At 58.0% G+C, this 25,160-nt stretch carries 25 protein-coding genes; 22 read left to right on the top strand and 3 right to left on the bottom strand.

Features of this window, described 5'->3' with window-relative positions; translation table 11 throughout:
• Positions 1-424: 424 nt before the first annotated feature.
• The 5 genes from rpmH to mnmE all read left to right on the top strand — a co-directional run bounded on the left by rpmH (position 425) and on the right by mnmE (position 4,353).
• Positions 425-559, top strand: coding sequence for a 50S ribosomal protein L34 (gene rpmH, locus KVG91_RS13285; RefSeq protein WP_003213577.1), 135 nt, complete (start codon positions 425-427; stop codon positions 557-559).
• Positions 560-575: 16 nt separating this feature from the next.
• On the top strand, positions 576-980 hold the full coding sequence (rnpA, locus tag KVG91_RS13280; RefSeq protein ID WP_197678492.1) for a ribonuclease P protein component: 405 nt from the start codon (positions 576-578) through the stop codon (positions 978-980).
• A complete protein-coding gene (gene yidD / locus KVG91_RS13275) occupies positions 973-1,218 on the top strand; it encodes a membrane protein insertion efficiency factor YidD (protein WP_048402126.1) in 246 nt (81 codons plus the stop codon). Before rnpA ends, yidD begins: the two co-directional genes overlap by 8 nt.
• A 2-nt stretch (positions 1,219-1,220) precedes the next feature.
• Entirely contained in the window at positions 1,221-2,903 is a 1,683-nt protein-coding gene (gene yidC / locus KVG91_RS13270) for a membrane protein insertase YidC (RefSeq protein WP_169375267.1), read from the top strand.
• A gap of 79 nt (positions 2,904-2,982) precedes the next feature.
• Positions 2,983-4,353, top strand: a complete 1,371-nt coding sequence (gene mnmE, locus KVG91_RS13265; protein ID WP_169375268.1) for a tRNA uridine-5-carboxymethylaminomethyl(34) synthesis GTPase MnmE — start codon at positions 2,983-2,985, stop codon at positions 4,351-4,353.
• An 18-nt stretch (positions 4,354-4,371) separates the two neighbouring features.
• On the opposite strand, the gene KVG91_RS13260 is transcribed toward mnmE, so the two are convergent.
• The 3 genes from KVG91_RS13260 to KVG91_RS13250 all read right to left on the bottom strand — a co-directional run bounded on the left by KVG91_RS13260 (position 4,372) and on the right by KVG91_RS13250 (position 8,351).
• Positions 4,372-6,810, bottom strand: coding sequence for a TonB-dependent siderophore receptor (locus tag KVG91_RS13260; RefSeq protein WP_169375269.1), 2,439 nt, complete (start codon positions 6,808-6,810; stop codon positions 4,372-4,374).
• 90 nt (positions 6,811-6,900) lie between these two features.
• The gene (locus KVG91_RS13255) at positions 6,901-7,845 is read right to left on the bottom strand and encodes a FecR domain-containing protein (protein ID WP_169375270.1); all 945 of its coding nucleotides are present in this window, start codon (positions 7,843-7,845) and stop codon (positions 6,901-6,903) included.
• Positions 7,845-8,351, bottom strand: a complete 507-nt coding sequence (locus KVG91_RS13250) for a sigma-70 family RNA polymerase sigma factor (RefSeq protein WP_169375271.1) — start codon at positions 8,349-8,351, stop codon at positions 7,845-7,847. The genes KVG91_RS13255 and KVG91_RS13250 overlap by 1 nt, the downstream gene beginning before the upstream one ends.
• Positions 8,352-8,915: 564 nt before the next feature.
• Here KVG91_RS13250 and mnmG point away from each other — a divergent pair.
• The 17 genes from mnmG (at position 8,916) to KVG91_RS13165 (ending at position 25,158) form a co-directional block, all read left to right on the top strand.
• Positions 8,916-10,808, top strand: a complete 1,893-nt coding sequence (mnmG, locus tag KVG91_RS13245; protein ID WP_169375272.1) for a tRNA uridine-5-carboxymethylaminomethyl(34) synthesis enzyme MnmG — start codon at positions 8,916-8,918, stop codon at positions 10,806-10,808.
• Positions 10,805-11,449 carry a 16S rRNA (guanine(527)-N(7))-methyltransferase RsmG gene (gene rsmG, locus KVG91_RS13240; RefSeq protein ID WP_169375273.1) on the top strand — a complete coding sequence of 215 codons (645 nt, stop codon included), beginning with the start codon at positions 10,805-10,807 and terminating at the stop codon, positions 11,447-11,449. The genes mnmG and rsmG overlap by 4 nt, the downstream gene beginning before the upstream one ends.
• An 18-nt stretch (positions 11,450-11,467) precedes the next feature.
• Positions 11,468-12,265: a ParA family protein gene (locus tag KVG91_RS13235; RefSeq protein WP_169375274.1), complete on the top strand. Its 798-nt coding sequence runs from the start codon at positions 11,468-11,470 to the stop codon at positions 12,263-12,265.
• Between the two features lie 9 nt (positions 12,266-12,274).
• A complete protein-coding gene (locus tag KVG91_RS13230; RefSeq protein ID WP_076952155.1) occupies positions 12,275-13,147 on the top strand; it encodes a ParB/RepB/Spo0J family partition protein in 873 nt (290 codons plus the stop codon).
• A 148-nt stretch (positions 13,148-13,295) separates the two neighbouring features.
• On the top strand, positions 13,296-13,703 hold the full coding sequence (locus tag KVG91_RS13225; RefSeq protein ID WP_003177069.1) for a F0F1 ATP synthase subunit I: 408 nt from the start codon (positions 13,296-13,298) through the stop codon (positions 13,701-13,703).
• 16 nt (positions 13,704-13,719) lie between these two features.
• Positions 13,720-14,589 carry a F0F1 ATP synthase subunit A gene (gene atpB, locus KVG91_RS13220; RefSeq protein WP_057725770.1) on the top strand — a complete coding sequence of 290 codons (870 nt, stop codon included), beginning with the start codon at positions 13,720-13,722 and terminating at the stop codon, positions 14,587-14,589.
• Positions 14,590-14,723: 134 nt separating this feature from the next.
• A complete protein-coding gene (gene atpE, locus KVG91_RS13215) occupies positions 14,724-14,981 on the top strand; it encodes a F0F1 ATP synthase subunit C (protein ID WP_002555987.1) in 258 nt (85 codons plus the stop codon).
• Between the two features lie 57 nt (positions 14,982-15,038).
• A complete protein-coding gene (locus KVG91_RS13210) occupies positions 15,039-15,509 on the top strand; it encodes a F0F1 ATP synthase subunit B (protein WP_169375275.1) in 471 nt (156 codons plus the stop codon).
• Positions 15,510-15,521: 12 nt separating this feature from the next.
• Positions 15,522-16,058 carry a F0F1 ATP synthase subunit delta gene (locus KVG91_RS13205; protein ID WP_169375276.1) on the top strand — a complete coding sequence of 179 codons (537 nt, stop codon included), beginning with the start codon at positions 15,522-15,524 and terminating at the stop codon, positions 16,056-16,058.
• Between the two features lie 21 nt (positions 16,059-16,079).
• Complete coding sequence (atpA, locus tag KVG91_RS13200; protein WP_003177064.1) at positions 16,080-17,624, top strand: F0F1 ATP synthase subunit alpha; 1,545 nt, start codon at positions 16,080-16,082, stop codon at positions 17,622-17,624.
• Between the two features lie 50 nt (positions 17,625-17,674).
• On the top strand, positions 17,675-18,535 hold the full coding sequence (atpG, locus tag KVG91_RS13195) for a F0F1 ATP synthase subunit gamma (protein ID WP_003195829.1): 861 nt from the start codon (positions 17,675-17,677) through the stop codon (positions 18,533-18,535).
• A 27-nt stretch (positions 18,536-18,562) separates the two neighbouring features.
• Positions 18,563-19,939: a F0F1 ATP synthase subunit beta gene (gene atpD / locus KVG91_RS13190; RefSeq protein WP_057725772.1), complete on the top strand. Its 1,377-nt coding sequence runs from the start codon at positions 18,563-18,565 to the stop codon at positions 19,937-19,939.
• Positions 19,940-19,983: 44 nt separating this feature from the next.
• Positions 19,984-20,400, top strand: a complete 417-nt coding sequence (locus KVG91_RS13185; protein WP_003195825.1) for a F0F1 ATP synthase subunit epsilon — start codon at positions 19,984-19,986, stop codon at positions 20,398-20,400.
• Between the two features lie 123 nt (positions 20,401-20,523).
• A complete protein-coding gene (gene glmU, locus KVG91_RS13180) occupies positions 20,524-21,891 on the top strand; it encodes a bifunctional UDP-N-acetylglucosamine diphosphorylase/glucosamine-1-phosphate N-acetyltransferase GlmU (protein WP_169375277.1) in 1,368 nt (455 codons plus the stop codon).
• Between the two features lie 228 nt (positions 21,892-22,119).
• On the top strand, positions 22,120-22,887 hold the full coding sequence (locus KVG91_RS13175; RefSeq protein WP_076952153.1) for a DeoR/GlpR family DNA-binding transcription regulator: 768 nt from the start codon (positions 22,120-22,122) through the stop codon (positions 22,885-22,887).
• Positions 22,888-22,897: 10 nt separating this feature from the next.
• Positions 22,898-24,730 (top strand): glutamine--fructose-6-phosphate transaminase (isomerizing), encoded by a 1,833-nt coding sequence (gene glmS, locus KVG91_RS13170; protein WP_169375278.1) that lies wholly within the window; start codon positions 22,898-22,900, stop codon positions 24,728-24,730.
• 62 nt (positions 24,731-24,792) lie between these two features.
• Positions 24,793-25,158 carry a hypothetical protein gene (locus KVG91_RS13165; RefSeq protein WP_169375279.1) on the top strand — a complete coding sequence of 122 codons (366 nt, stop codon included), beginning with the start codon at positions 24,793-24,795 and terminating at the stop codon, positions 25,156-25,158.
• Positions 25,159-25,160: the final 2 nt, after the last annotated feature.

Raw genomic sequence — 25,160 nt, 5'->3', positions numbered from 1 at the left:
CGCCCCTGAGGTCGTTGTACAAGTGGGGGCGAAAGTCTGTTGATAACCAGGCTGTGGATAACATGCCCTTTCACACACAGCTTATCCGACAGCGCAGCACAGGCAGAGCACCGTTTCTCCCCCGTGTTGTCATTCTCTGTACAGCACGTGAAACAAGGGCTGAAACGGGTTATCCACAGAAGATCGCCTGCCTAGCTTTTATAAGCTTTACAGAAAAGCTTTAAATAACTTCCTTCTCTATTTTTATATCTATGCCAGAGCCCGAGAAAGCCTGGCGCACAAAAAAGGTCAAATGGCTCGTGGAGAAGTAATTGAAGGAAAAGCTGGTTGGAAATTGACCTAGAGGCTTGCTTTCTCTAGAATCGCCGGTCTCTTAAAACGGGGGCCATTCCGGCCCGTTGTGGACGAACCAGGTAACAACGCCATGAAACGTACTTTCCAACCAAGCACCATCAAACGCGCCCGTACTCACGGCTTCCGTGCTCGCATGGCTACCAAGAACGGCCGTGCTGTCCTGTCGCGTCGCCGCGCCAAAGGTCGTGCGCGTCTGGCAGTTTGATAATCCGGTACTGGTGGTGAGTCAGGACTTCAGTCGGGAAAAGCGTCTGCTAACCCCCCGGCATTTCAAGGCAGTCTTTGACTCCCCCACCGGCAAGGTTCCGGGGAAAAATCTCCTGCTCCTTGCGCGTAACAACGATCTTGATCACCCCCGTCTCGGGTTGGTGATCGGCAAGAAGAGCGTAAAGCTCTCCGTTGAGCGCAATCGCCTCAAGCGTCTGATGCGCGAATCGTTTCGCCTCCACCAGGACACTCTGGTTGGTTGGGATATTGTTATCGTCGCGCGCAAAGGCTTGGGTGATGTAGAAAACCCCGAATTGATTCAGCATTTCGGCAAGCTCTGGAAACGTCTGGCGCGTACCAACAAACCAGCTCCAGCGGCCAGCACCGAAACTGTAGGGGTAGACAGCACTGATGCGTAAACTGGCACTCGTTCCGATCCAGTTTTATCGCTATGCCATCAGTCCCCTGATGGCCAGCCACTGTCGTTTCTACCCCAGTTGTTCCTGCTACGCGTTGGAGGCCATAGAAAATCATGGCGTTCTGCGCGGTGGCTGGCTGACCTTTCGTCGTTTAGGTCGCTGTCATCCGTGGAATCCCGGTGGTTATGACCCGGTTCCACCTATCCCTACCTCCCGTTCTTCTTCGATGGCCGAGTAATCATGGATATTAAACGCACGATCCTGATCGTCGCCCTGGCAATCGTGGCTTATGTTCTGGTTCTTCAGTGGAACCAGGATTACGGCCAGGCTGCCTTGCCGACTCAGAATGTTGCTACCAATCAGGCTGCGCCGGCTATTCCGGACGCCCCGCTGGGTAACAATGCGTCCGCGAGTGCCGATGTTCCCAGCGCGAATGGCGAGACACGCGCTCCGTTAGAAACGCCAGTGGTCACCAATAAAGACCTCATCCACGTTAAAACGGATGTGCTCGACCTGGCTATCGACCCACAAGGTGGTGATATCGCGCAGTTGAAACTGCCGCTGTATCCACGTCGCCAAGACCATCCGGATGTGCCGTTCCAGCTGTTCGACAACGGTGGTGAACGCACCTATCTGGCGCAGAGCGGCCTGACCGGCACCAATGGTCCGGATGCACGTGCTGCCGGTCGTCCGGTTTATTCGACCGAACAGAAGAGTTATCAACTGGCTGATGGCCAGAACCAGCTGAACGTCGACCTGAAATTCAGCCTCGACGGCGTCAACTACATCAAGCGCTTCAGCTTCACCCGAGGTTTGTACGACCTGAAGGTCACTTACCTGATCGACAACGAAAGCGACAAACCGTGGAGCGGCAACCTGTTTGCCCAGCTCAAGCGTGACGCCAGCTCCGATCCTTCTTCCAGCACAGCCACCGGCACCGCGACTTACCTGGGCGCAGCCCTGTGGACAAGTAACGAGCCGTACAAAAAAGTGTCGATGAAAGATATCGACAAGGGCTCGCTGAAAGAAACCGTTCAAGGTGGTTGGGTCGCCTGGTTGCAACACTACTTCGTGACCGCCTGGATCCCGAACAAGGGTGAAGCCAATCTGGTTCAAACCCGCAAGGACAGCCAAGGCAATTACATCATTGGCTTTACTGGCCCGGCGTTGACCGTCGCACCAGGCGCCAAGGCAGAAACCAGCGCTACCCTGTACGCCGGCCCGAAAAGCCAAGCCGTGTTGAAAGAGTTGTCCCCAGGTCTTGAACTGACTGTGGATTACGGCTTCCTGTGGTTCATTGCCCAACCGATCTTCTGGCTCTTGCAACATATCCACAGCATCGTCGGTAACTGGGGCTTCTCGATCATCTTCCTGACCATGCTGATCAAGGGGATCTTCTTCCCACTGTCGGCGGCCAGCTACAAGTCGATGGCGCGCATGCGTGCCGTGGCCCCGAAACTGGCGGCGTTGAAAGAGCAACATGGCGATGACCGGCAGAAAATGTCCCAGGCCATGATGGAGCTGTACAAGAAAGAGAAGATCAACCCGCTGGGTGGTTGCTTGCCGATTCTTGTACAGATGCCGGTGTTCCTGTCGTTGTACTGGGTGCTCCTGGAAAGCGTGGAAATGCGCCAGGCACCGTTCATGCTGTGGATAACCGACCTGTCGATCAAAGACCCGTTCTTTATCCTGCCGATCATCATGGGCGCGACCATGTTCATCCAGCAGCGTCTTAACCCGACTCCGCCGGACCCGATGCAGGCCAAGGTAATGAAAATGATGCCAATCATCTTCACCTTCTTCTTCCTGTGGTTCCCAGCGGGCCTGGTACTGTACTGGGTGGTCAACAACGTGTTGTCGATCTCTCAACAGTGGTACATCACACGTAAGATCGAAGCGGCTACCGCAAAAGCCGCAGCGTAATTTACTCTGTGGGTAACCACTCAAGACGCCCCCTAGTGGGGCGTTTTGCTTTCCGTCACTTTTATTCTGGACCCTGCTGATGAGCGCTCCTCGTGAAACCATCGCTGCTGTCGCCACCGCTCAAGGTCGCGGCGGTGTCGGTATCGTTCGAATTTCCGGACCGCTCGCGGGCGTGGCAGCAAAAGCCATCAGTGGGCGTGAGTTGAAGCCGCGCTACGCCCATTACGGGCAGTTCCTGGATGCTGACCACAGCGTACTGGACGAAGGCCTGGCTATTTATTTTCCAGGGCCGAACTCGTTTACGGGCGAAGATGTCCTGGAATTGCAGGGACATGGCGGCCCTGTTGTGCTGGATATGCTGCTGCAGCGCTGTCTGCAATTGGGCTGCCGCTTGGCGCGGCCAGGGGAATTCAGCGAGCGTGCGTTCTTGAACGACAAGCTCGACCTGGCCCAGGCCGAGGCTATTGCCGACTTGATTGAAGCCAGTTCTGCACAGGCCGCACGTAATGCGCTGCGTTCGCTGCAGGGCGCGTTCTCACTGCGTGTGCATAACTTGACCGAGCAATTGATCAGCCTGCGCATTTACGTCGAGGCAGCGATAGACTTCCCTGAGGAAGAAATCGATTTTCTTGCCGACGGCCATGTCCTGACAATGCTGGATAAGGTGCGCGATGAGTTATCCACAGTTCTTCGCGAGGCCGGCCAGGGTGCGTTGCTGCGCGACGGTATGACGGTCGTGATCGCAGGCCGGCCCAATGCAGGCAAATCCAGCTTGCTCAATGCGCTGGCTGGGCGTGAAGCCGCCATCGTCACCGAGATTGCCGGTACCACCCGGGATATATTGCGCGAACATATCCACATCGATGGCATGCCCCTGCACGTGGTCGACACCGCCGGTTTGCGCGATACCGAAGACCAGGTGGAGAAAATCGGCGTGGAACGCGCGCTCAAAGCCATCGGCGAAGCAGATCGTGTGTTGCTGGTAGTGGATGCTACGGCGCCCGAAGCTGTGGATCCTTTTGCCCTATGGCCGGAATTCCTGGAACAACGGCCGGACCCGGCCAAAGTCACCTTGATCCGCAATAAGGCTGACCTGACAGGCGAAGCCATTGCCATGCAAACCAGTGCGGATGGCCACGTCACCCTCAGCTTGAGCGCCAAGTCGGCGGGAAATGGCCTGGAATTGCTGCGCGAGCACCTCAAGGCTTGCATGGGCTACGAGCAGACGTCTGAAAGCAGCTTCAGTGCTCGCCGCAGGCACCTGGAGGCGCTGCGCCATGCGAGCGCAGCGTTGGAGCACGGCCGGGCGCAATTGACCCTGGCGGGGGCAGGGGAGCTGCTGGCTGAGGATCTACGTCAGGCGCAGCAGCTGTTGGGCGAGATCACTGGTGCATTCAGCTCCGATGATTTGCTGGGGCGCATCTTCTCCAGCTTCTGCATCGGCAAGTAGGCCGGTTATCCACAGCACTCACCAGTTGTAGGACACCGTACCGAGCAGGGTACGGCTATCCCCCCAATAGCATCGCCCTGCGTCGTTGCAGCCAGACACGTATTCCTTGTCGAAAAGGTTCTTGGCATTCAGGTCGACCGACCAGTGTTTGTCGATCTGATAGCCGACGGCCGCATCCACCAAAGTGACGCTTCCTGCGTCCAACTTCCCGTAGAGCGTCGGTGCGGTGTAAGAAAAAGTACTGTCGAAGTAACGCACGCCGCCGCCCACGGACAAACCTTTGAGTTGGCCGTCGAGGAAACGGTACTTGCCCCACACTGAAGCCTGGTTGCGTGGCACGCCGGTCATCTGGCGCCCCTCGACCAGCGATGCAGCCGAGTCCTTGGTGATCCGTGCATCAGTGTAGGTGTAGGCCGCCGTCAGGTTCAGGTTGGGCGTGATGTTGCTGTTTACCTCGACTTCCACCCCCTTGGCCCGGCTTTCTCCCACTTGGCGATAGCTATTGGTGGTGGCATCGAGATAGGTGTCGTCTCTCTTGCGCAAGTCATACACCGACACGGTCATCGCTGTATCCCAGCCGATCGGCTCGTACTTCACGCCCACTTCATATTGGCTACTGGTAATCGGCTTTAACGGTGCACCAGCGTTGGAGATCTGCTGCACCGGGACAAACGCGGTGGAATAGCTGACATACGGCGTGAGGCCGTTGTCGAACTGGTACATCAACCCGCCCTGATAAGTGAATTTTCGGTCTTCGGAACCGGTATTGCCGGCCTTGTTCACCTTGTCGCGAAAATCGCTGTCGACCCAGTCCTGACGACCGCCGAGCAAAAACAGCCAGTGGTCATATTTGCTCTGGATCTGTGCATAAACGCCTTTCATCTGCTGTTCGAGCAGGGTGTTTTGCACTGCGATTGGCGTAAGCGGGTCACGCAGGTACACAGGGTTATACACATTGATGGTGCCGGCGGAGCCGGCGTCCCAGTCCTGACTGAAAGAGGTCCGGTCATAACTGGCGCCGAACAGCAGGGTATTGTCCAGCCCGCCGACCTGGAACTTGCCTTCCAGCTGGTTATCCAGAGAGTAGACCATCGATTTGTTATAGCGGTCGTAGGCGGTCATGTTCAGTTGAGTCCCGAAGCCGCGATTATTCAGGGCCCCAGGCCAGGTCTCATGGCGGTTGATGCGCGACTGCATGTAGCGAGAATTCTGGCGGAACTGCCAATCGTCGTTAAAGCTGTGGCTGAATTCGTAGCCGGTGCTCCAAGACTCGCGTTCGAAGGTGTTCCAGTCCGGATCGCCCAGCATGGTGTGCTTGGAGAGCTTGCCGTTTGGATTCGCAAGCAAGGTGCCTGCTGCCGGTAAGCCAAGTTCCAGGTTGGTGTGGTCCTTCTGGTAGTTGGCCAACAGGGTGAGGGTGTTGTAGTCATCGAAGTTCAGGGTCAGGGAAGGGGCGATGTACAGACGATCGTCCGGAACATGGTCGGTTTGCGTGTCCGACTTGCGACCGAGCATCACCACCCGCCCCAGGATGTTGTCGCTGTCGTTGAGTGGACCCGAGATATCCACACCCACCTGGCGCCGGTTGTTAGAACCATAACCGAGTTGAACCTCGCCCTGCGGCGTGGCGGTAGGGTGTTTGCTCACCAGGTTTACCAGACCGCCTGGCGCGTTTTCACCGTAAAGCAGGGAGGAGGGCCCACGGAAGATCTCGACCCGTTCCAGGCCATAGGGCTCGCTGGTCGTGTCATACCGATTGCCTTGTACACGCAGGCCATCACGCAGCAGGCCGTAGCCGTAATCCGTGGCATTGAAACCGCGAATGAAAAACAGATCACCCGCAAGGCCGTCGCCGGCGGCAAACGGCGGCGCGAAGATACCCGGCACATAACCCAATACTTCAGTCAGTGTCTGAGACTTCTGGTCTTTGATGCGCTGGCCGGTGACTACCGAAACCGAGCGGGGCGTTTCTGACAAAGGCGTACTGGTTTTTGTGCCAATCCGGCTGTTCTGCGCCTTGTAGCCGACATCCCCGGCAATCTCCTGATTGAAACCGCCCTGTTGATAAGTGCTTACGGTGGTAGGCGCGAGTGTGAGCTCGCCCGCAGGAACGGCCTGCAGGACGTAGCTGCCGGGCGCCTGGACCACAGCCTGCAACCCGGAGTTTTGCAGCAGCAGTGCAAAACCCTGGTCCACCGAATAATCACCTTCCACCCCTGGCGTGTTCAAACTCACGGTTTGTTGGGGAGAGAAAGACAGAATCACGTTTGCCTTCGCGGCGAACTGGCTCAACGCCCTATCCAGCGGACCGGCAGCGATGGCGTAGTGCTGCACAGCGCTCGCAGCCATGGCATCGGTCGTGAGTACCGTACCGGCGGTGGCCGCCGTACCGAGCAGCAAGCTGCAGGTGATGCCGTGACAGGAAAGGCGTTGGCGGAATGTGTTGGGAAGGCGCATAGGTGGGTTAGCCCTGAAGGTTGGGTCGTAATTACCTGGAGGGCCGTGCCAGGCAAAAAAAAGATAACCCCCTTGTGGATATTTTTGCGTTCAGCCGGTGTGCTTCACCGAAACCCAATACCGGGTGAAATACTTCACTTGAATCGGCAACGTGGCCTGCAGGTTGGCGAGTACCGCATCGGAAGAGTCCAGGCGCAAGGTCCCGGAAACACGCAGGCGTGCCGAGGCGGAGTCGCATTGCAGTACGCCTGGGCGATAGCGTGCAAGCTCACTGATCACATCCCCGAGCCGAGCGTCCAGCACGATCAACTGGCCATCGGTCCAGGCAGCCTGGGATGTGCGATACGCCTGGTTCGGTCCTACATCGTGGCGATCAAAGTCCGCGCTTTCACCGGCGCCCAGCAGCCGGACGTGGTTGGGCCGGTCCCTCGGCTCCACACTCACCCGGTCCTCCAGAACGCCGACGCGGGTGGCATCCTGCAACTGGCGTAAGGTAAACCGGGTGCCCAATGCCTGGACTCGACCTTGTCGTGTCTCGACATAAAAGGGGAGTTGCCCACCCGACTTACCAGTGTGGATAAGTACTTCACCTTCACGCAGACGGATCAAGCGCTGGCGTCCGTCGAACACCACGTCAATCGCCGTGTTGGTATTGAGGTCAATCCGCGTACCGTCGGCCAATTCGATACGTCTGCGTTCGCCTACGGAGGTCTTGTAGTCGGCCCAGATATTCCCAAGTGACGTGTGTTGTTGAGCAGTCCAACCCAGATACCCGGTACCGCCCAGCACCAGCATCCACTTCAGTACCTGTCGCCGTTGCTGCGTGGCCGATAACGCCCGGCGCGATAAATCCGGTGGCAGGGCCCCAAGATTCCGCTGCAATTGGTCCATCTGGTTCCATGCCGCCTCGTGGGAAGGGTCACCATCAAGCCACTGCTGCCAGGCCTGGCGTTCGGCGGCTGAGGGGGCTTGGGATTGAAACTGCACGTACCAACTGGCAGCCGCCTCGAAGGTCTTGCGATCGGGAATAGCCATTACAGGCTGGCCATGGTCAGTGCGCACTCAGTCAGTGCGCGAATCATGTGCTTCTTCACCGTGGTCAGCGAAACCTGCAATTGATCGGCGATCTGTTGATAAGTCAGCCCCTCCAACTGCGACAGCATGAAGATTCGCCGGGCTCGCTCACCAAGCCCGCACAAGGCTTTATCCACAGCCACCAGCGTCTCGATAATGATGGCTTTGTCTTCTTCACTGATGGCGGTGGCTTCAGGGCGTTCGGCCAAGGTCTGTATGTATGCCCGCTCGATGGCACGTCGACGGTAACGGTCAATCACCAGGCCCCTGGCAATCGTCGCCAGATAATCCCTTGGCTCGATGATCTGCGCCGCATGCCGCCCACCCAGAATCCGCACGAACGTATCGTGCGCCACATCGGCCGCATCGCAGGCGTTATGCAGCTTTCCTTTGAGCCACCCATGCAACCAGGAATGGTGTTGCTCGTAGATATACCGGACCGCAGCTGTGTGTGAAGGAGGGGACATAAGGGCTGACAAGGCGGGTTAATGATAATGGCTATTATTAACTGCGCCGGCCTTTTCTCACAATAGATCTCTTTTTGCCGCAGACACCGCCGAGTTTTTCGCTTCGGTCGGCCGCGTGGTGGGCGAAATCGGCTCAGGTTCGGTGATTTGGGTGGATTAAGCCCTGTGAATAACCACCCCTGTGCCCAGTTGATAACAGGGCCTGAAACCTGAGTAAAAACCCCTCTGTGGATAACCACCTGTTTAATCAACAGGCTTAAAGCACTTATCCAAGGGCCTCATCGGCACATGACCACAGACTTTTGAATCGCTGTACACGTTGTATTTAGAGTCCTGTAGAGATCTATCCACAGAAAAGGTGCTCAGTAGAAATAAACATAAAAACAAAGATTTAATAAATTTCTCTCTTTTAATTTCTATTGTCTGTGATTCATCCACAGCTGGTTAAATTTTGTGCAAAGGGTTCTTTAGGGAGGGCTAAGTCCCTATACTTGCCGCCATTGCTCAAAAACTCTTTCAACAGACAATTCCTGATTACCTACATAAGCAGGCACGAGGTGCGTGGTGGATTTCCCTTCCCGTTTTGAAGTGATCGTCATCGGCGGCGGTCATGCCGGTACCGAGGCAGCACTGGCGTCAGCACGCATGGGTGTAAAAACCCTGTTGCTGACGCATAACGTGGAAACCCTTGGTGCAATGAGTTGCAACCCCGCCATTGGTGGCATCGGCAAAAGCCACTTGGTCAAGGAAATCGACGCCCTGGGCGGCGTCATGGCCATGGCTACCGACAAAGGTGGTATCCAATTTCGCGTGCTCAACAGCCGTAAAGGCCCGGCCGTACGTGCTACGCGGGCACAGGCTGACCGCATCTTGTACAAGGCGGCAGTACGCGAAACCCTGGAGAACCAGCCAAACCTGTGGATATTTCAACAAGCTGCCGATGACCTGATCGTCGAGCAGGACCAGGTACGCGGCGTTGTCACGCAGATGGGCCTGCGGTTCCACGCAGAATCCGTGGTGTTGACCACCGGTACGTTCCTTGGCGGACTTATCCACATCGGTATGCAGAACTATTCCGGTGGCCGCGCTGGTGATCCACCGTCGATTGCCCTGGCAAAACGCTTGCGTGAACTGCCCCTGCGCGTGGGCCGCTTGAAAACCGGGACTCCGCCGCGTATCGACGGGCGTTCCGTGGATTTCTCGGTGATGACAGAACAGGCCGGCGACACGCCAATACCGGTCATGTCGTTCATGGGGTCCAAAGCGCAGCACCCGAAACAGGTCAGTTGCTGGATTACCCATACCAACGCGCGCACTCACGAAATCATCGCAGCGAACCTCGACCGTTCACCGATGTATTCCGGGGTGATCGAAGGCATCGGCCCGCGTTATTGCCCGTCGATCGAAGACAAGATCCACCGCTTTGCCGACAAGGAAAGCCACCAGGTCTTCATCGAGCCCGAAGGGCTGACCACCCACGAGCTGTACCCGAACGGGATTTCCACTTCCCTGCCGTTCGACGTGCAGATCCAGATCGTGCAATCGATTCGCGGCATGGAAAACGCACACATCGTGCGTCCGGGCTACGCCATCGAATACGATTACTTCGATCCGCGTGACTTGAAATACAGCCTTGAAACCAAAGTGATCGGCGGGCTGTTCTTTGCCGGGCAAATCAACGGCACCACCGGTTACGAAGAAGCCGGCGCCCAAGGTTTGCTGGCCGGTACCAACGCCGCACTGCGTGCGCAGGGCAAAGACAGCTGGTGCCCGCGTCGCGACGAGGCGTATATCGGCGTATTGGTCGACGATCTGATTACCCTGGGCACTCAGGAACCGTACCGGATGTTCACGTCCCGTGCCGAATATCGCCTGATCCTGCGCGAAGACAACGCCGACTTGCGCCTGACGGAAAAAGGCCGCGAGCTTGGCCTGGTCGATGACGCGCGATGGGAAGCCTTCTGCAAAAAACGCGAAAGCATTGCATTGGAAGAACAGCGCCTGAGAAGTACCTGGGTTCGCCCGGGAACCGAGCAGGGCGATGCGATCGCCGAAAAATTCGGCACGCCGCTGACCCACGAATATAACTTGCTGAACCTGCTGTCCCGTCCGGAAATCGATTACGCCGGCCTGGTCGAAGTGACGGGCCACGGCGCTGAAGACCCACAAGTCGCCGAGCAGGTCGAGATCAAGACCAAATACGCCGGATACATTGACCGCCAGCAGGACGAAATCGCCCGCCTGCGCGCCAGTGAAGACACCAAGCTGCCTGTAGATATCGACTACACCGGTATTTCCGGGCTGTCGAAAGAGATTCAAAGCAAGCTGGGGATAACCCGGCCGGAAACCCTGGGCCAGGCGTCACGTATCCCTGGCGTCACCCCGGCAGCCATTTCGCTGCTGATGATCCATTTGAAAAAACGCGGCGCGGGCCGTCAGTTGGAGCAAAGCGCTTGAGTTCGTTGGACACCTCGCAACACGCCGAAGAGTTATCCACAGGGGCGCGCCAGCTGGGCGTTGAACTGACCGATGCCCAGCAGCAACTGCTGCTGGGTTACCTGGCCCTGTTGATCAAATGGAACAAAGCCTACAACCTGACGGCGGTGCGTGATCCGGACGAAATGGTTTCCCGCCACTTGCTCGACAGCCTGAGCGTCATGCCGTTTATCGAAAACGGCCGCTGGTTGGACGTCGGCAGCGGCGGCGGCATGCCCGGCATACCCTTGGCCATCCTGTTTCCCGAGTCGCAAGTGACTTGCCTGGACAGCAATGGCAAGAAAACCCGCTTCCTGACCCAGGTCAAACTCGAACTCAAGCTGGACAACCTGCAGGTTATCCACAGTCGCGTTGAAACTTTCACGCCTGAACAGCCTTTCAGTGGAATCGTTTCCCGGGCGTTCAGCAGCATGGAGAACTTCAGCAATTGGACTCGACACCTGGGCGACCGCGACACCCGCTGGCTGGCAATGAAGGGCGTCCATCCAAGCGATGAGCTGTTAGCATTGCCGCCGGACTTCCACCTCGATAGCGAACACGCCTTGGCCGTACCCGGTTGCCAAGGCCAACGCCATCTGCTGATACTGCGCCGCACGGCATGATTGGGAACACAAGCAAGAATGGCTAAGGTATTCGCGATAGCGAACCAGAAGGGTGGCGTGGGCAAAACCACCACCTGCATCAACCTCGCAGCATCCCTTGTCGCGACCAAGCGTCGGGTGCTGCTGATCGATCTCGATCCACAGGGCAACGCCACCATGGGTAGCGGTGTGGATAAACACGGCCTGGAAAATTCGGTCTACGACTTGCTGATTGGCGAGTGCGACCTGGGCCAGGCCATGCATTTCTCCGAGCACGGCGGTTATCAACTGCTGCCGGCCAACCGCGATCTGACCGCGGCGGAAGTGGTGCTGCTGGAAATGCAGATGAAAGAAAGCCGTCTGCGCAGCGCCTTGGCGCCGATCCGCGACAACTACGATTACATTTTGATCGACTGCCCGCCATCGCTGTCGATGCTGACGCTCAACGCCCTGGTGGCCGCCGATGGGGTGATCATTCCCATGCAGTGCGAGTACTTCGCCTTGGAAGGCTTGAGCGATCTTGTGGATAACATTAAGCGTATCGCCGAGCTGCTCAACCCGAACCTGCAGATCGAAGGCCTGCTGCGGACCATGTACGATCCGCGCCTGAGCCTGATGAACGATGTGTCGGCGCAGCTCAAGGAGCACTTCGGCGATCAGCTCTACGACACGGTGATTCCACGTAACATCCGCTTGGCCGAAGCGCCCAGCTACGGCATGCCCGCGCTGGCGTACGACAAGACATCGCGCGGTGCCATCGCCTACCTGGCGCTGGCCGGCGAGATGGTCCGTCGTCAACGCCGCAATTCACGCACCCCAGCAGCCCAGCCAACTTAAGGAATCCCCATGGCCGTCAAGAAACGAGGTCTCGGACGTGGACTGGATGCACTGTTGAGTGGTCCGACCGTCACATCGCTTGAAGAACAAGCGGTGCAGGCCGACGAACGCGAGCTGCAACACTTGCCGTTGGACCTGATCCAGCGCGGCAAATACCAGCCCCGCCGGGACATGGACCCCCAGGCGCTGGAAGAACTGGCCAATTCGATCAAGGCCCAGGGCGTGATGCAGCCGATCGTAGTGCGCCCCATCGGTGACGGCCGCTTTGAAATCATCGCCGGCGAACGCCGCTGGCGCGCGAGCCAGCAGGCCGGCAAGGAGACCATCCCGGCCATGGTGCGCGATGTGCCGGATGAAACCGCCATCGCCATGGCACTGATCGAGAATATCCAGCGCGAAGACCTCAACCCGGTCGAAGAAGCGATCGCCTTGCAGCGTTTGCAGCAGGAGTTCCAGCTGACTCAGCAACAGGTGGCCGACGCTGTGGGTAAGTCCCGCGTGACGGTATCGAACCTGCTGCGCCTGATCGCGCTGCCGGAAGTCATCAAGACCATGCTGTCCCATGGCGACCTGGAGATGGGCCACGCTCGAGCCTTGCTCGGTTTACCGGAAAATCAACAGGTTGAGGGGGCGCGACACGTTGTCGCACGAGGTTTGACCGTTCGTCAGACAGAGGCCTTGGTTCGCCAGTGGCTAAGCGGTAAACCGGCTCCGGTCGAAGCTGCCAAACCTGATCCGGATATCGCCCGTCTCGAGCAGCGCCTGGCCGAGCGCCTGGGCTCCGCGGTGCAAATTCGCCACGGCAAGAAAGGCAAAGGGCAATTGGTCATCGGATATAACTCCCTCGATGAGCTTCAGGGCGTCCTTGCCCACATCCGCTGAAACATTTGCTTATGTAGCGCGTGATCGGAAATCACTACCCGGCAGTTGAATAGGGGCTGAACCGCCCCTATACTCTGCGCGCATTTTGTCGGCACAAATTATGCCAAGTTATTGATTTCCGGCAGCCGACCATTGAGGAGCAAGAGTGATGGAAACCCGCACGCCAAACACGTTGCCGTTCCATCGCTTGGCCGTTTTCCCGGTATTGCTGGCTCAGTTTGTCATCTTGCTGATCGCCGCTTTGGCGCTTTGGTACGGGCATGGAGTCGTAGCCGGGTATTCAGGACTTTGCGGAGGCCTGATAGCCTTGCTGCCCAATATGTATTTTGCTCACAGGGCCTTTCGGTTTTCCGGCGCCCGAGCAGCCCAAGCTATCGTCCGGTCTTTTTATGCCGGCGAGGCGGGCAAACTGATTTTGACGGCAGTGCTGTTTGCATTGACCTTTGCAGGTGTGAAGCCATTGGCGCCGCTGGCTGTATTCGGCGTCTTCGTGTTGACCCAACTGGTCAGCTGGTTCGCTCCCCTGCTGATGAAAACAAGACTTTCGAAACCTTAGGGCGTTTGAGGCAACCATGGCAGAAACAACCGCTTCGGGCTATATCCAGCACCACTTGCAGAACCTGACCTTCGGTCAGCTTCCCAACGGCGGCTGGGGCTTTGCCCACACCGCAGCAGAAGCCAAGGAAATGGGTTTCTGGGCTTTCCACCTGGACACTCTGGGTTGGTCGGTCGCATTGGGTCTGATCTTCGTCCTGATTTTCCGCATGGCGGCAAAGAAGGCGACTTCCGGTCAGCCAGGTGCGTTGCAGAACTTCGTTGAAGTACTGGTCGAATTCGTCGATGGCAGCGTGAAAGACAGCTTCCATGGCCGTAGCCCGGTGATCGCACCGCTGGCGCTGACCATCTTCGTCTGGGTGTTCCTGATGAACGCCGTCGACCTGATCCCGGTCGACTGGATTCCTCAACTGGCCATCCTGATCTCCGGCGACGCGCACATTCCATTCCGTGCCGTGTCGACCACTGACCCGAACGCGACTCTGGGCATGGCCCTGTCGGTGTTTGCGCTGATCATTTTCTACAGCATCAAGGTCAAGGGCATCGGCGGTTTCATCGGCGAACTGACCCTGCACCCGTTCGGCAGCAAGAACATCTTCGTTCAAGCCCTGCTGATCCCGGTGAACTTCCTGCTGGAATTCGTGACCCTGGTCGCCAAGCCGATTTCCCTGGCCCTGCGACTGTTCGGCAACATGTATGCCGGCGAACTGGTGTTCATTCTGATCGCTGTGATGTTCGGCAGCGGCCTGCTCTGGCTTAGCGGCCTGGGCATTGTTCTGCAGTGGGCGTGGGCTGTGTTCCACATCCTGATCATCACCCTGCAGGCCTTTATCTTCATGATGCTGACCATCGTTTACCTGTCGATGGCGCACGAAGAGAACCATTAAGACCAGTCTCGACTAGTCTGATGTCCTTCCCGGTGAAACGGGAAGGTGGGCCCTACCGGGCTATGAAACGATTTGTTTTACCGCTTTAAAATCTAAAAAACCTAAACCATACGACGTAAAAGTCGGGAGGAAAGATGGAAACTGTAGTTGGTCTAACCGCTATCGCTGTTGCACTGTTGATCGGCCTGGGCGCCCTGGGTACTGCCATTGGTTTCGGCCTGCTGGGCGGCAAGTTCCTGGAAGGCGCAGCGCGTCAGCCAGAAATGGTCCCAATGCTGCAAGTTAAAATGTTCATCGTCGCCGGCCTGCTCGACGCCGTGACCATGATCGGCGTTGGTATCGCTTTGTTCTTCACCTTCGCGAACCCCTTCGTTGGTCAACTCGCTGGCTGATCACTCGAATTTTCGAGTTGATTGGGGTGATGGACAACGAATGAGCGAGGTGTTGGCGTGAACATTAATGCAACCCTGATTGGCCAATCCGTTGCGTTCTTCATTTTTGTAGTGTTTTGCATGAAGTTCGTGTGGCCTCCGGTCATCGCGGCTTTGCACGAACGTCAGAAGAAGATCGCGGATGGTTTGGACGCTGCCAGCCGTGCAGCTCGCGACCTGGAGTTGGCCCAAGAAAAAGTGGGTCTTCAACTGCGCGATGCTAAAGCACAGGCAGCTGAAATCATTGAGCAAGCCAAGAAGCGCGGTAACCAGATCGTCGAAGAGGCTGTTGAAAAAGCCCGCGTCGAAGCTGACCGTGTGAAGGCTTCGGCTCATGCCGAGATCGAACAGGAACTGAACGGCGTCAAAGACGCGCTGCGTGCCCAATTGGGTGCTCTGGCGGTCGGCGGTGCCGAGAAGATCCTCGGTGCCACAATCGATCAAAACGCGCACGCGGAGCTGGTTAACAAACTGGCTGCTGAAATTTAAGCGAGGGCGATCATGGCAGAACTGACCACGTTGGCCCGACCTTACGCTAAGGCAGCCTTCGAGCACGCCCAGGCCCACCAGCAGCTGGCCTCTTGGTCAGCCATGCTCGGCCTGGCTGCAGCAGTGTCGCAAGACGACACCATGCAGAGCGTGCTCAAGGCCCCGCGCCTGACGAGCGCAGACAAGGCCGCCACTTTTATTGAAGTGTGCGGCGACAAGTTTGATGTGAAGGTGCAGAACTTCATCAATGTCGTTGCCGAAAACGACCGTCTCCCGCTACTGCCGGAGATTGCCGCTCTGTTCGACCTGTACAAGGCCGAAGCAGAGAAATCGGTAGACGTTGAAGTGACCAGTGCCTTTGCATTGAACCAAGAACAGCAAGACAAACTCGCCAAGGTTCTCAGTGCACGACTCAATCGGGAAGTGCGCCTGCAAGCTACGGAGGACGCATCCCTGATTGGTGGTGTCGTTATCCGCGCCGGCGACCTGGTTATCGATGGCTCGATTCGCGGCAAAATCGCGAAACTTGCCGAAGCATTGAAATCTTGAGTTTGAAGGGGCAGCAGAGCAATGCAGCAACTCAATCCTTCCGAAATAAGTGAAATTATCAAGGGCCGCATCGACAAGCTCGATGTGACCTCCCAAGCCCGTAACGAAGGCACTGTCGTCAGCGTATCTGACGGCATCGTGCGGATTCACGGTCTGGCCGACGTCATGTACGGCGAGATGATCGAGTTTCCGGGCGGCGTCTACGGTATGGCCCTCAACCTGGAGCAAGACTCCGTAGGTGCCGTTGTATTGGGCGCATACACCAGTCTGGCTGAAGGCATGAGCGCCAAGTGCACAGGCCGCATCCTGGAGGTTCCGGTTGGTAAGGAACTGCTGGGTCGCGTAGTCGACGCACTGGGTAACCCTGTTGACGGTAAAGGTCCACTGGGCAACACCGAGACCGACGCGGTCGAGAAAGTTGCTCCAGGCGTGATCTGGCGTAAGTCGGTAGACCAGCCTGTACAGACTGGCTACAAGGCTGTCGATGCCATGATCCCGGTCGGCCGTGGCCAGCGTGAGCTGATCATCGGTGACCGTCAGATCGGTAAAACCGCTCTGGCGATCGACGCGATCATCAACCAGAAGAACAGCGGCATTTTCTGCGTCTACGTCGCCATTGGTCAGAAGCAATCGACCATCGCCAACGTGGTTCGCAAGCTGGAAGAAAACGGCGCCCTGGCCAACACGATCATCGTGGCTGCCAGTGCATCGGAATCTCCTGCGCTGCAATTCCTGGCACCGTACTCCGGTTGCACCATGGGTGAATTCTTCCGCGACCGCGGTGAAGACGCGCTGATCGTTTATGACGATCTGTCCAAGCAAGCAGTGGCTTACCGCCAGATTTCCCTGCTGCTGCGCCGTCCACCAGGCCGTGAAGCTTACCCAGGCGACGTGTTCTATCTCCACTCCCGTCTGCTGGAGCGCGCATCCCGCGTTTCCGAAGAGTACGTAGAGAAGTTCACCAACGGCGCAGTGACCGGCAAAACCGGTTCCCTGACCGCACTGCCGATCATCGAAACCCAGGCTGGCGACGTTTCCGCGTTCGTTCCGACCAACGTGATTTCCATCACCGACGGTCAGATCTTCCTGGAATCGGCCATGTTCAACTCCGGGATCCGTCCTGCTGTGAACGCCGGTGTTTCGGTATCCCGTGTGGGTGGTGCCGCTCAGACCAAGATCATCAAGAAGCTCTCCGGTGGTATCCGTACCGCTCTGGCTCAGTACCGTGAACTGGCGGCATTTGCCCAGTTCGCGTCTGACCTGGACGAAGCGACCCGTAAGCAACTTGAGCATGGTCAGCGCGTTACCGAGCTGATGAAGCAGAAGCAATACGCCCCAATGTCGATCGCTGACATGGCGTTGTCGCTGTATGCCGCTGAGCGTGGGTTCCTGACCGACGTTGAAATCGCCAAGGTCGGCAGCTTTGAACAAGCGCTGATTGCTTACTTCAACCGCGATCACGCCGAATTGATGGCGAAGATCAACGTGAAGGGTGACTTCAATGACGATATCGACGCTGGCATGAAAGCCGGTATCGAGAAGTTCAAGGCCACCCAAACCTGGTAAGCCGCAGCGGGAGCCGCAAGGCTCCCGCTTGCTAACCTGATAGGTGTTACATGGCAGGCGCAAAAGAGATTCGCAGTAAGATTGCGAGCATCAAAAGCACGCAAAAAATTACCAGCGCCATGGAAAAAGTGGCGGTCAGCAAAATGCGCAAGGCACAAATGCGCATGGCTGCTAGCCGTCCTTATGCGGAACGTATCCGCCAGGTAATTGGGCATCTGGCCAACGCCAACCCGGAATACCGCCACCCCTTCATGATCGAGCGCGCCGTCAAGCGCGTGGGTTATGTGGTAGTGAGCAGTGACCGTGGTTTGTGCGGTGGCCTGAATACCAACCTGTTCAAGGCCCTGGTCAAGGACATGGCGGTAAACCGCGAAAACGGCGTCGAGATCGATCTGTGTGTTGTAGGTAGCAAGGGTGCGGCCTTTTTCCGCAACTTCGGCGGTAACGTCGTTGCAGCTATCAGCCACCTGGGTGAAGAGCCGTCGATCAATGATTTGATCGGCAGTGTGAAGGTGATGCTGGATGCGTATCTGGAAGGCCGTATTGACCGCCTCTCTGTGGTATCCAACAAGTTCATCAACACCATGACCCAGCAGCCAACCGTGGAGCAATTGATTCCACTGGTGGCGACTCCGGATCAGGAACTCAAGCACCACTGGGACTACCTCTACGAACCAGACGCCAAAGAGCTGCTTGACGGCTTGATGGTGCGCTACGTGGAGTCGCAGGTGTACCAGGCGGTGGTCGAGAACAACGCAGCTGAACAAGCGGCGCGGATGATCGCGATGAAAAACGCTACCGATAACGCCGGTGATCTGATCAGCGATTTGCAGCTGATCTACAACAAGGCGCGTCAGGCTGCGATCACCCAAGAGATCTCGGAAATCGTCGGCGGCGCTGCCGCGGTTTAACGGTTCAAATATTCAGAGGATCCAGCTATGAGTAGCGGACGTATCGTTCAAATCATCGGCGCCGTTATCGACGTGGAATTCCCACGCGACAGCGTACCGAGCATCTACAACGCGCTGAAAGTACAAGGCGCGGACACTACTCTGGAAGTTCAGCAGCAGCTGGGCGACGGCGTAGTTCGTACCATTGCGATGGGTTCCACCGAAGGCTTGAAGCGCGGTCTGGACGTTATCGACTCTGGCGCAGCCATCTCCGTACCGGTCGGTAAAGCGACCCTGGGCCGGATCATGGACGTACTGGGCAACCCGATTGACGAAGCCGGTCCGATCGACACCGAAGAGCGTTGGGGCATTCACCGTCCAGCACCTTCGTTCGCCGAACAAGCGGGCGGCAACGACCTGCTGGAAACCGGCATCAAGGTTATCGACCTGGTTTGCCCGTTCGCCAAAGGCGGTAAAGTCGGTCTGTTCGGTGGTGCCGGTGTCGGCAAGACCGTAAACATGATGGAACTGATCCGTAACATCGCCATCGAGCACAGCGGTTATTCCGTGTTCGCCGGTGTGGGTGAGCGTACCCGTGAGGGTAACGACTTCTACCACGAGATGAAGGACTCCAACGTTCTGGACAAAGTGGCACTGGTCTACGGTCAGATGAACGAGCCGCCGGGCAACCGTCTGCGCGTGGCACTGACCGGCCTGACCATGGCCGAGAAGTTCCGTGACGAAGGTAACGACGTTCTGCTGTTCGTCGACAACATCTATCGTTACACCCTGGCCGGTACTGAAGTATCCGCACTGCTGGGCCGTATGCCTTCGGCAGTAGGTTACCAGCCGACCCTGGCTGAAGAGATGGGCGTTCTGCAAGAACGTATCACTTCGACCAAGGAAGGTTCGATCACGTCGATCCAAGCGGTATACGTACCTGCGGATGACTTGACCGACCCGTCGCCAGCCACCACCTTCGCCCACTTGGACGCCACCGTCGTACTGTCCCGTGACATCGCTTCCCTGGGTATCTACCCAGCGGTCGATCCACTCGACTCGACTTCGCGCCAGCTGGACCCGAACGTGATCGGCCAGGAGCACTACGACACCGCTCGCGGCGTTCAGTACGTGCTGCAGCGTTACAAAGAACTGAAGGACATCATTGCGATCCTGGGTATGGACGAGCTGTCGGAAGCCGACAAGCAGTTGGTAAACCGTGCTCGTAAGATCCAGCGTTTCTTGTCGCAGCCGTTCTTCGTGGCTGAAGTCTTCACCGGTGCCTCGGGTAAATACGTTTCCCTGAAAGACACCATTGCTGGCTTCAAAGGCATCCTCAACGGTGACTACGACCACCTGCCAGAACAAGCGTTCTACATGGTCGGCGGCATCGAAGAAGCGATCGAGAAAGCCAAGAAACTGTAATCCTGGCGCCCGGAAACGGGCGCTCATCAGGTTGAGGCAATCAGATGGCTATGACAGTCCATTGCGATATCGTCAGCGCGGAAGGGGAAATCTTCTCCGGTCTGGTCGAGTTTGTAACAGCGCACGGCGACTTGGGTGATCTTGGTATCGCCATGGGTCACGCCCCGCTGATTACCAGCTTGAAGCCAGGTCCGATCACTCTGACCAAGCAAGGCGGGGAACGTGAGGTGTTTTACATCTCCGGTGGTTTCCTCGAGGTTCAGCCGAACATGGTCAAGGTACTTGCCGACACCGTGCAACGTGCTGGCGACCTGGATGAAGCCTCTGCTCAGGAAGCCGTAAAGGCTGCCGAGAAGGCGCTGAACGAAAAAGGCGCAGACTTCGACTACAGCGCTGCTGCAGTCCGTCTGGCCGAAGCCGCAGCCCAGCTGCGGACGCTCCAGCAGATCCGCAAGAAGTAAACGGCGATGCCGTCATGCTTAATGCGCGATTGATTAAAAAGGGTAGCCTCGGCTACCCTTTTTCTTTTTTTGCAAAACACTTCTCTGGTCTGAAGCCGGACCGCCCAGGATTGGTAGCCATTCATGTCTCTTGAAATCGTAATTCTCGCCGCAGGCCAGGGCACCCGCATGCGTTCAGCCCTGCCCAAGGTGCTGCACCCGGTTGCCGGCAACTCCATGCTGGGTCACGTTATCCACAGCGCCCGCCAACTCGACCCACAACGCATCCATGTGGTGATCGGCCACGGTGCCGATGCGGTGCGTGAGCGCCTGGCCGCTGACGACCTGAATTTCGTTTTGCAGGACAAACAACTCGGTACCGGCCATGCCACCGCACAGGCCGTGCCGTTCATTACCGCCGACACCGTGCTGATCCTCTACGGCGACGTGCCGCTGATCGAAGTAGAGACCCTGCAACGCCTGCTCAAGCACGTGGTGCCTGGCCAGATGGGCCTGCTCACCGTTGAACTGGATGACCCCACCGGCTACGGACGTATCGTGCGTAACGCCGACGGCAAGGTCGCAGCCATTGTTGAGCACAAGGATGCAAGCGAAGCCCAGCGCGCCATCACCGAAGGCAACACCGGGATTCTGGCGGTGCCGGCCAGTAAGCTCGCTGATTGGATGAGCCGCCTGTCCAACAACAACGCCCAGGGCGAGTACTACCTCACTGACGTCATCGAGATGGCTGTCAGCGATGGCCTGTTGGTCGCCACTGAGCAACCTCACGACCCGATGGAAGTGCAGGGCGCCAATGACCGCAAGCAGCTCGCGGAACTTGAACGCCATTACCAACTGCGCGAAGGTCGCCGCCTGATGGCCCAGGGCGTGACCTTGCGTGACCCGACCCGCTTCGATGTGCGCGGCGAAGTCACCGTCGGCCGCGACGTGCTGATCGACATCAACGTGATCCTCGAAGGTCGCGTGATCATCGAAGACGACGTGGTGATTGGCCCTAACTGCGTGATCAAGGACAGCACGTTGCGAAAAGGTGTGGTGGTGAAAGCCAACAGCCACATCGATGGCGCCGTGATGGGCGAGGGCAGTGATGCCGGCCCGTTCGCGCGGTTGCGTCCGGGGAGCGTGCTAGGGGCCAAGGCGCACGTGGGCAATTTTGTTGAAATGAAAAACGCCAGGCTGGGCGACGAGGCCAAGGTCGGCCACCTGACCTACCTCGGCGATGCGACTGTGGGTGCGCGTACCAACATTGGCGCCGGCACCATCACGTGCAATTACGATGGCGCGAATAAGCACCACACCACCATTGGTGCAGACGTGTTCATCGGTTCCAATAATTCGCTCGTGGCTCCGGTTACCCTCGACGATGGCGCCAGCACCGCAGCAGGCTCTACCATCAACCAGCATGTGGATAAGTCACAACTGGCTGTCGCCCGCGCCCGCCAACGCAACATCGACGGCTGGAAGCGCCCGGTCAAAATCAAGAAAACCTGAGTTATCCACAATTCAGTTGGCTAATGCTATCTCCTGTGGGAGCTGGCTTGCCTGCGATAGCGGTCGAACATCAACCTTGATGTCGCCTGACACTCCGCTATCGCAGGCAAGCCAGCTCCCACATTTGTTTGGTATTGACCTAAAAATTTAACACGCCCCGCTTGACGATCTTTCGACAATAGGTTTTGATTGCCTTCGTTATCTTTCGAAACGAAACTTATCACCGCCATGTCGAAACGAAATACACCCCAACGGCGCCACAACATTCTGACTTTGCTCAATGAACAGGGTGAAGTCAGCGTGGACGAGTTGGCCAAGCGTTTCGAAACATCGGAAGTGACGATCCGCAAGGATCTGGCCGCCCTTGAAAGCAACGGCCTGCTGCTGCGTCGCTACGGTGGCGCGATCACCATGCCCCAGGAACTGGTGGGCGATGCCGCCCAACCCATCTCCGCCTACAAGCGTGCAATCGCCCGTGCTGCCGTGACGCGCCTGCGCGAACACGCCCGCATCATCATCGACAGCGGCAGCACCACCGCCGCCATGATCCCCGAGCTGGGCCACCAACCTGGGCTGGTGGTGATGACCAACTCCCTGAACGTCGCCCGTGCGTTGAGCGAACTGGAACATGAGCCGGTGCTGTTGATGACCGGCGGCACCTGGGACCCGCATTCGGACTCGTTCCAGGGCCAGGTCGCCGAGCAGGTACTGCGCTCCTATGACTTTGATCAACTGTTCATCGGCGCCGACGGCATCGACCTGCAGCGCGGTACCACCACCTTCAACGAACTGCTGGGGCTCAGCCGAGTCATGGCCGAGGTCGCCCGTGAGGTGGTGGTGATGGTCGAATCCGACAAGATCGGCCGCAAGATTCCCAACCTGGAACTGCCCTGGAGCAGCGTCCATACCCTTATCACCGATGATCGCCTGCCGCTTGAGGCCCGCGACCAGATCCAAGCCCGCGGCATTACGCTGATATGCGCGGCAATCATCTAGGAGAAATACCATGTGTGGCATCGTAGGCGCAGTCGCTGAACGCAACATCACCCCCATCCTGCTCGAAGGCCTCAAGCGCTTGGAATACCGTGGCTACGACAGCGCCGGCGTGGCTGTCTTCAGCAATGCCGGCAAGCTCGAGCGCATGCGCCGTCCGGGCAAAGTCAGCGAGTTGGAACAAGCCCTGGCCGGTGAACCACTGGTAGGTCGTCTCGGTATCGCCCACACCCGCTGGGCCACCCACGGTGCGCCGTGCGAACGCAACGCCCACCCGCATTTCTCCGGCGACCTGGCCGTGGTGCACAACGGCATCATCGAAAACCACGAAGCCCTGCGTGAGCAACTCAAGGGCCTGGGCTACGTCTTCACGTCGGACACCGACACTGAAGTCATCGCGCACTTGCTCAACCACAAACTCAAAGACCACAGCGACTTGACCACCGCGCTCAAGGCCACGGTCAAGGAACTGCACGGCGCCTACGGTCTGGCCGTGGTCAGCGCCAGCCAGCCTGACCGTGTGGTTGCCGCCCGCAGTGGCAGCCCGTTGGTGATTGGCCTGGGCCTGGGTGAAAACTTCCTCGCTTCCGATCAGCTGGCCTTGCGCCAGGTCACCGACCGCTTCATGTACTTGGAAGAAGGCGATATTGCCGACATCCGCCGTGAAAGCGTGGCGATCTGGGACGTGAACGGCAACTCCGTCGAGCGCGAAGCCGTGCAATACCGCGACGGTGCCGAGGCCGCCGACAAGGGCGAGTTCCGCCACTTCATGCTCAAGGAAATCCACGAGCAGCCTTCCGTTGTGCAGCGCACCCTGGAAGGCCGCTTGAGCCAGAATCAAGTCTTGGTCAACGCCTTTGGCCCGCAAGCCGCCGAACTGTTCGCCAAAGTGCGCAACGTGCAGATCGTCGCCTGCGGCACCAGCTACCACGCCGGCATGGTCGCCCGTTATTGGCTGGAAGAACTGGCCGGCATCCCGTGCCAGGTCGAAGTCGCCAGCGAGTTCCGCTACCGCAAAGTGGTGGTGCAACCCGACACCCTGTTTGTGACCATCTCGCAGTCCGGCGAAACCGCCGACACCCTGGCCGCCCTGCGCAATGCCAAAGAGCTGGGTTTCCTGGCCAGCCTGGCGATCTGCAACGTCAGCATCAGCTCCCTGGTGCGTGAATCTGACCTGACCCTGCTGACCCAGGCCGGTCGCGAGATCGGCGTGGCGTCCACCAAGGCGTTCACTACCCAGCTGGTTGGCCTGCTGTTGCTCACCTTGTCTCTGGGCCAGGTTCGCGGCACGCTGGCCGAAGGCGTCGAAGCGACCCTGGTCGAAGAACTGCGCAGGCTGCCAGCCCGTCTGGGTGAAGCCCTGGCCATGGACAGCGTCGTAGAAAAAGTCGCCGAACTGTTCGCCGACAAAAACCACACCCTGTTCCTCGGCCGTGGCGCGCAATACCCGGTTGCGATGGAAGGCTCGCTGAAGCTCAAGGAAATCTCGTACATCCACGCCGAAGCCTACCCGGCCGGCGAGCTCAAGCACGGCCCATTGGCCCTGGTGGATGACGACATGCCGGTGGTGACTGTAGCGCCGAACAACGAACTGTTGGAGAAGCTCAAGTCCAACCTGCAGGAAGTCCGCGCCCGTGGCGGCCAACTGGTGGTGTTTGCTGACGAAAAAGCCGGCATGACCAACGGTGAAGGCACCCACGTCATCAACATGCCGCACATCCACGACACCCTGTCACCGATCCTCTACACCATCCCGCTGCAGTTGCTGTCGTACTACGTGGCAGTGCTCAAGGGCACCGACGTCGATCAGCCGCGCAACTTGGCTAAGTCGGTGACGGTGGAGTAAACGCGCCGCATCCTGGAGGCCCGCCGGGTCTCCAGGAACGGTTCAACGCAAGGAAGCGCCCAATGCAATCTCCCTCCTTCCAGATCAGCGAACGATTGAACAACCGCCGGTTTGCGGTCGCAAACAATACTCAGGGTCTCTCCGGTGCGGGCACGGTGTTCCATTATCAAATCGATGGCGATGCCATCACCAGTACCTACCAAGGCGGTCGGATTCGCTTGGGTACGCAAGTCGGTCGTGTGACGGGTCCCGATAATATCGAGCTGCTTTTTCAATGCCTGACGCAAGACGGTGAGCTGCTCGCAGGCTGGTCGCGGGGCGTGGTAGGCCTTGATCAAGCCGGACGAATCACGCTCAGCTTTGTATGGGGTTGGACGTTGGGTGCATCCGGAGGTGGGGAATCCAGTTATGTTGAGATTGCCGCCTGATA

Origin of the sequence: Pseudomonas azadiae (assembly GCF_019145355.1) — a bacterium.
Classification (GTDB): Bacteria; Pseudomonadota; Gammaproteobacteria; order Pseudomonadales; family Pseudomonadaceae; genus Aquipseudomonas; species Aquipseudomonas azadiae.
Note: the sequence above shows the minus strand (reverse complement) of the source record. Positions and strands in the feature narration are given on the sequence as shown.

Coding starts and splice junctions, on each gene's coding strand:
- rpmH (WP_003213577.1), top strand. CDS start 425: ATGAAACGTACTTTCCAACCAAGCACCATCAAACGCGCCCGTACTCAC.
- yidD (WP_048402126.1), top strand. CDS start 973: ATGCGTAAACTGGCACTCGTTCCGATCCAGTTTTATCGCTATGCCATC.
- yidC (WP_169375267.1), top strand. CDS start 1,221: ATGGATATTAAACGCACGATCCTGATCGTCGCCCTGGCAATCGTGGCT.
- mnmE (WP_169375268.1), top strand. CDS start 2,983: ATGAGCGCTCCTCGTGAAACCATCGCTGCTGTCGCCACCGCTCAAGGT.
- KVG91_RS13260 (WP_169375269.1), bottom strand. CDS start 6,810: ATGCGCCTTCCCAACACATTCCGCCAACGCCTTTCCTGTCACGGCATC.
- KVG91_RS13255 (WP_169375270.1), bottom strand. CDS start 7,845: ATGGCTATTCCCGATCGCAAGACCTTCGAGGCGGCTGCCAGTTGGTAC.
- KVG91_RS13250 (WP_169375271.1), bottom strand. CDS start 8,351: ATGTCCCCTCCTTCACACACAGCTGCGGTCCGGTATATCTACGAGCAA.
- KVG91_RS13235 (WP_169375274.1), top strand. CDS start 11,468: ATGGCTAAGGTATTCGCGATAGCGAACCAGAAGGGTGGCGTGGGCAAA.
- KVG91_RS13230 (WP_076952155.1), top strand. CDS start 12,275: ATGGCCGTCAAGAAACGAGGTCTCGGACGTGGACTGGATGCACTGTTG.
- KVG91_RS13225 (WP_003177069.1), top strand. CDS start 13,296: ATGGAAACCCGCACGCCAAACACGTTGCCGTTCCATCGCTTGGCCGTT.
- atpB (WP_057725770.1), top strand. CDS start 13,720: ATGGCAGAAACAACCGCTTCGGGCTATATCCAGCACCACTTGCAGAAC.
- atpE (WP_002555987.1), top strand. CDS start 14,724: ATGGAAACTGTAGTTGGTCTAACCGCTATCGCTGTTGCACTGTTGATC.
- KVG91_RS13205 (WP_169375276.1), top strand. CDS start 15,522: ATGGCAGAACTGACCACGTTGGCCCGACCTTACGCTAAGGCAGCCTTC.
- atpA (WP_003177064.1), top strand. CDS start 16,080: ATGCAGCAACTCAATCCTTCCGAAATAAGTGAAATTATCAAGGGCCGC.
- atpG (WP_003195829.1), top strand. CDS start 17,675: ATGGCAGGCGCAAAAGAGATTCGCAGTAAGATTGCGAGCATCAAAAGC.
- atpD (WP_057725772.1), top strand. CDS start 18,563: ATGAGTAGCGGACGTATCGTTCAAATCATCGGCGCCGTTATCGACGTG.
- KVG91_RS13185 (WP_003195825.1), top strand. CDS start 19,984: ATGGCTATGACAGTCCATTGCGATATCGTCAGCGCGGAAGGGGAAATC.
- glmU (WP_169375277.1), top strand. CDS start 20,524: ATGTCTCTTGAAATCGTAATTCTCGCCGCAGGCCAGGGCACCCGCATG.
- KVG91_RS13175 (WP_076952153.1), top strand. CDS start 22,120: ATGTCGAAACGAAATACACCCCAACGGCGCCACAACATTCTGACTTTG.
- glmS (WP_169375278.1), top strand. CDS start 22,898: ATGTGTGGCATCGTAGGCGCAGTCGCTGAACGCAACATCACCCCCATC.
- KVG91_RS13165 (WP_169375279.1), top strand. CDS start 24,793: ATGCAATCTCCCTCCTTCCAGATCAGCGAACGATTGAACAACCGCCGG.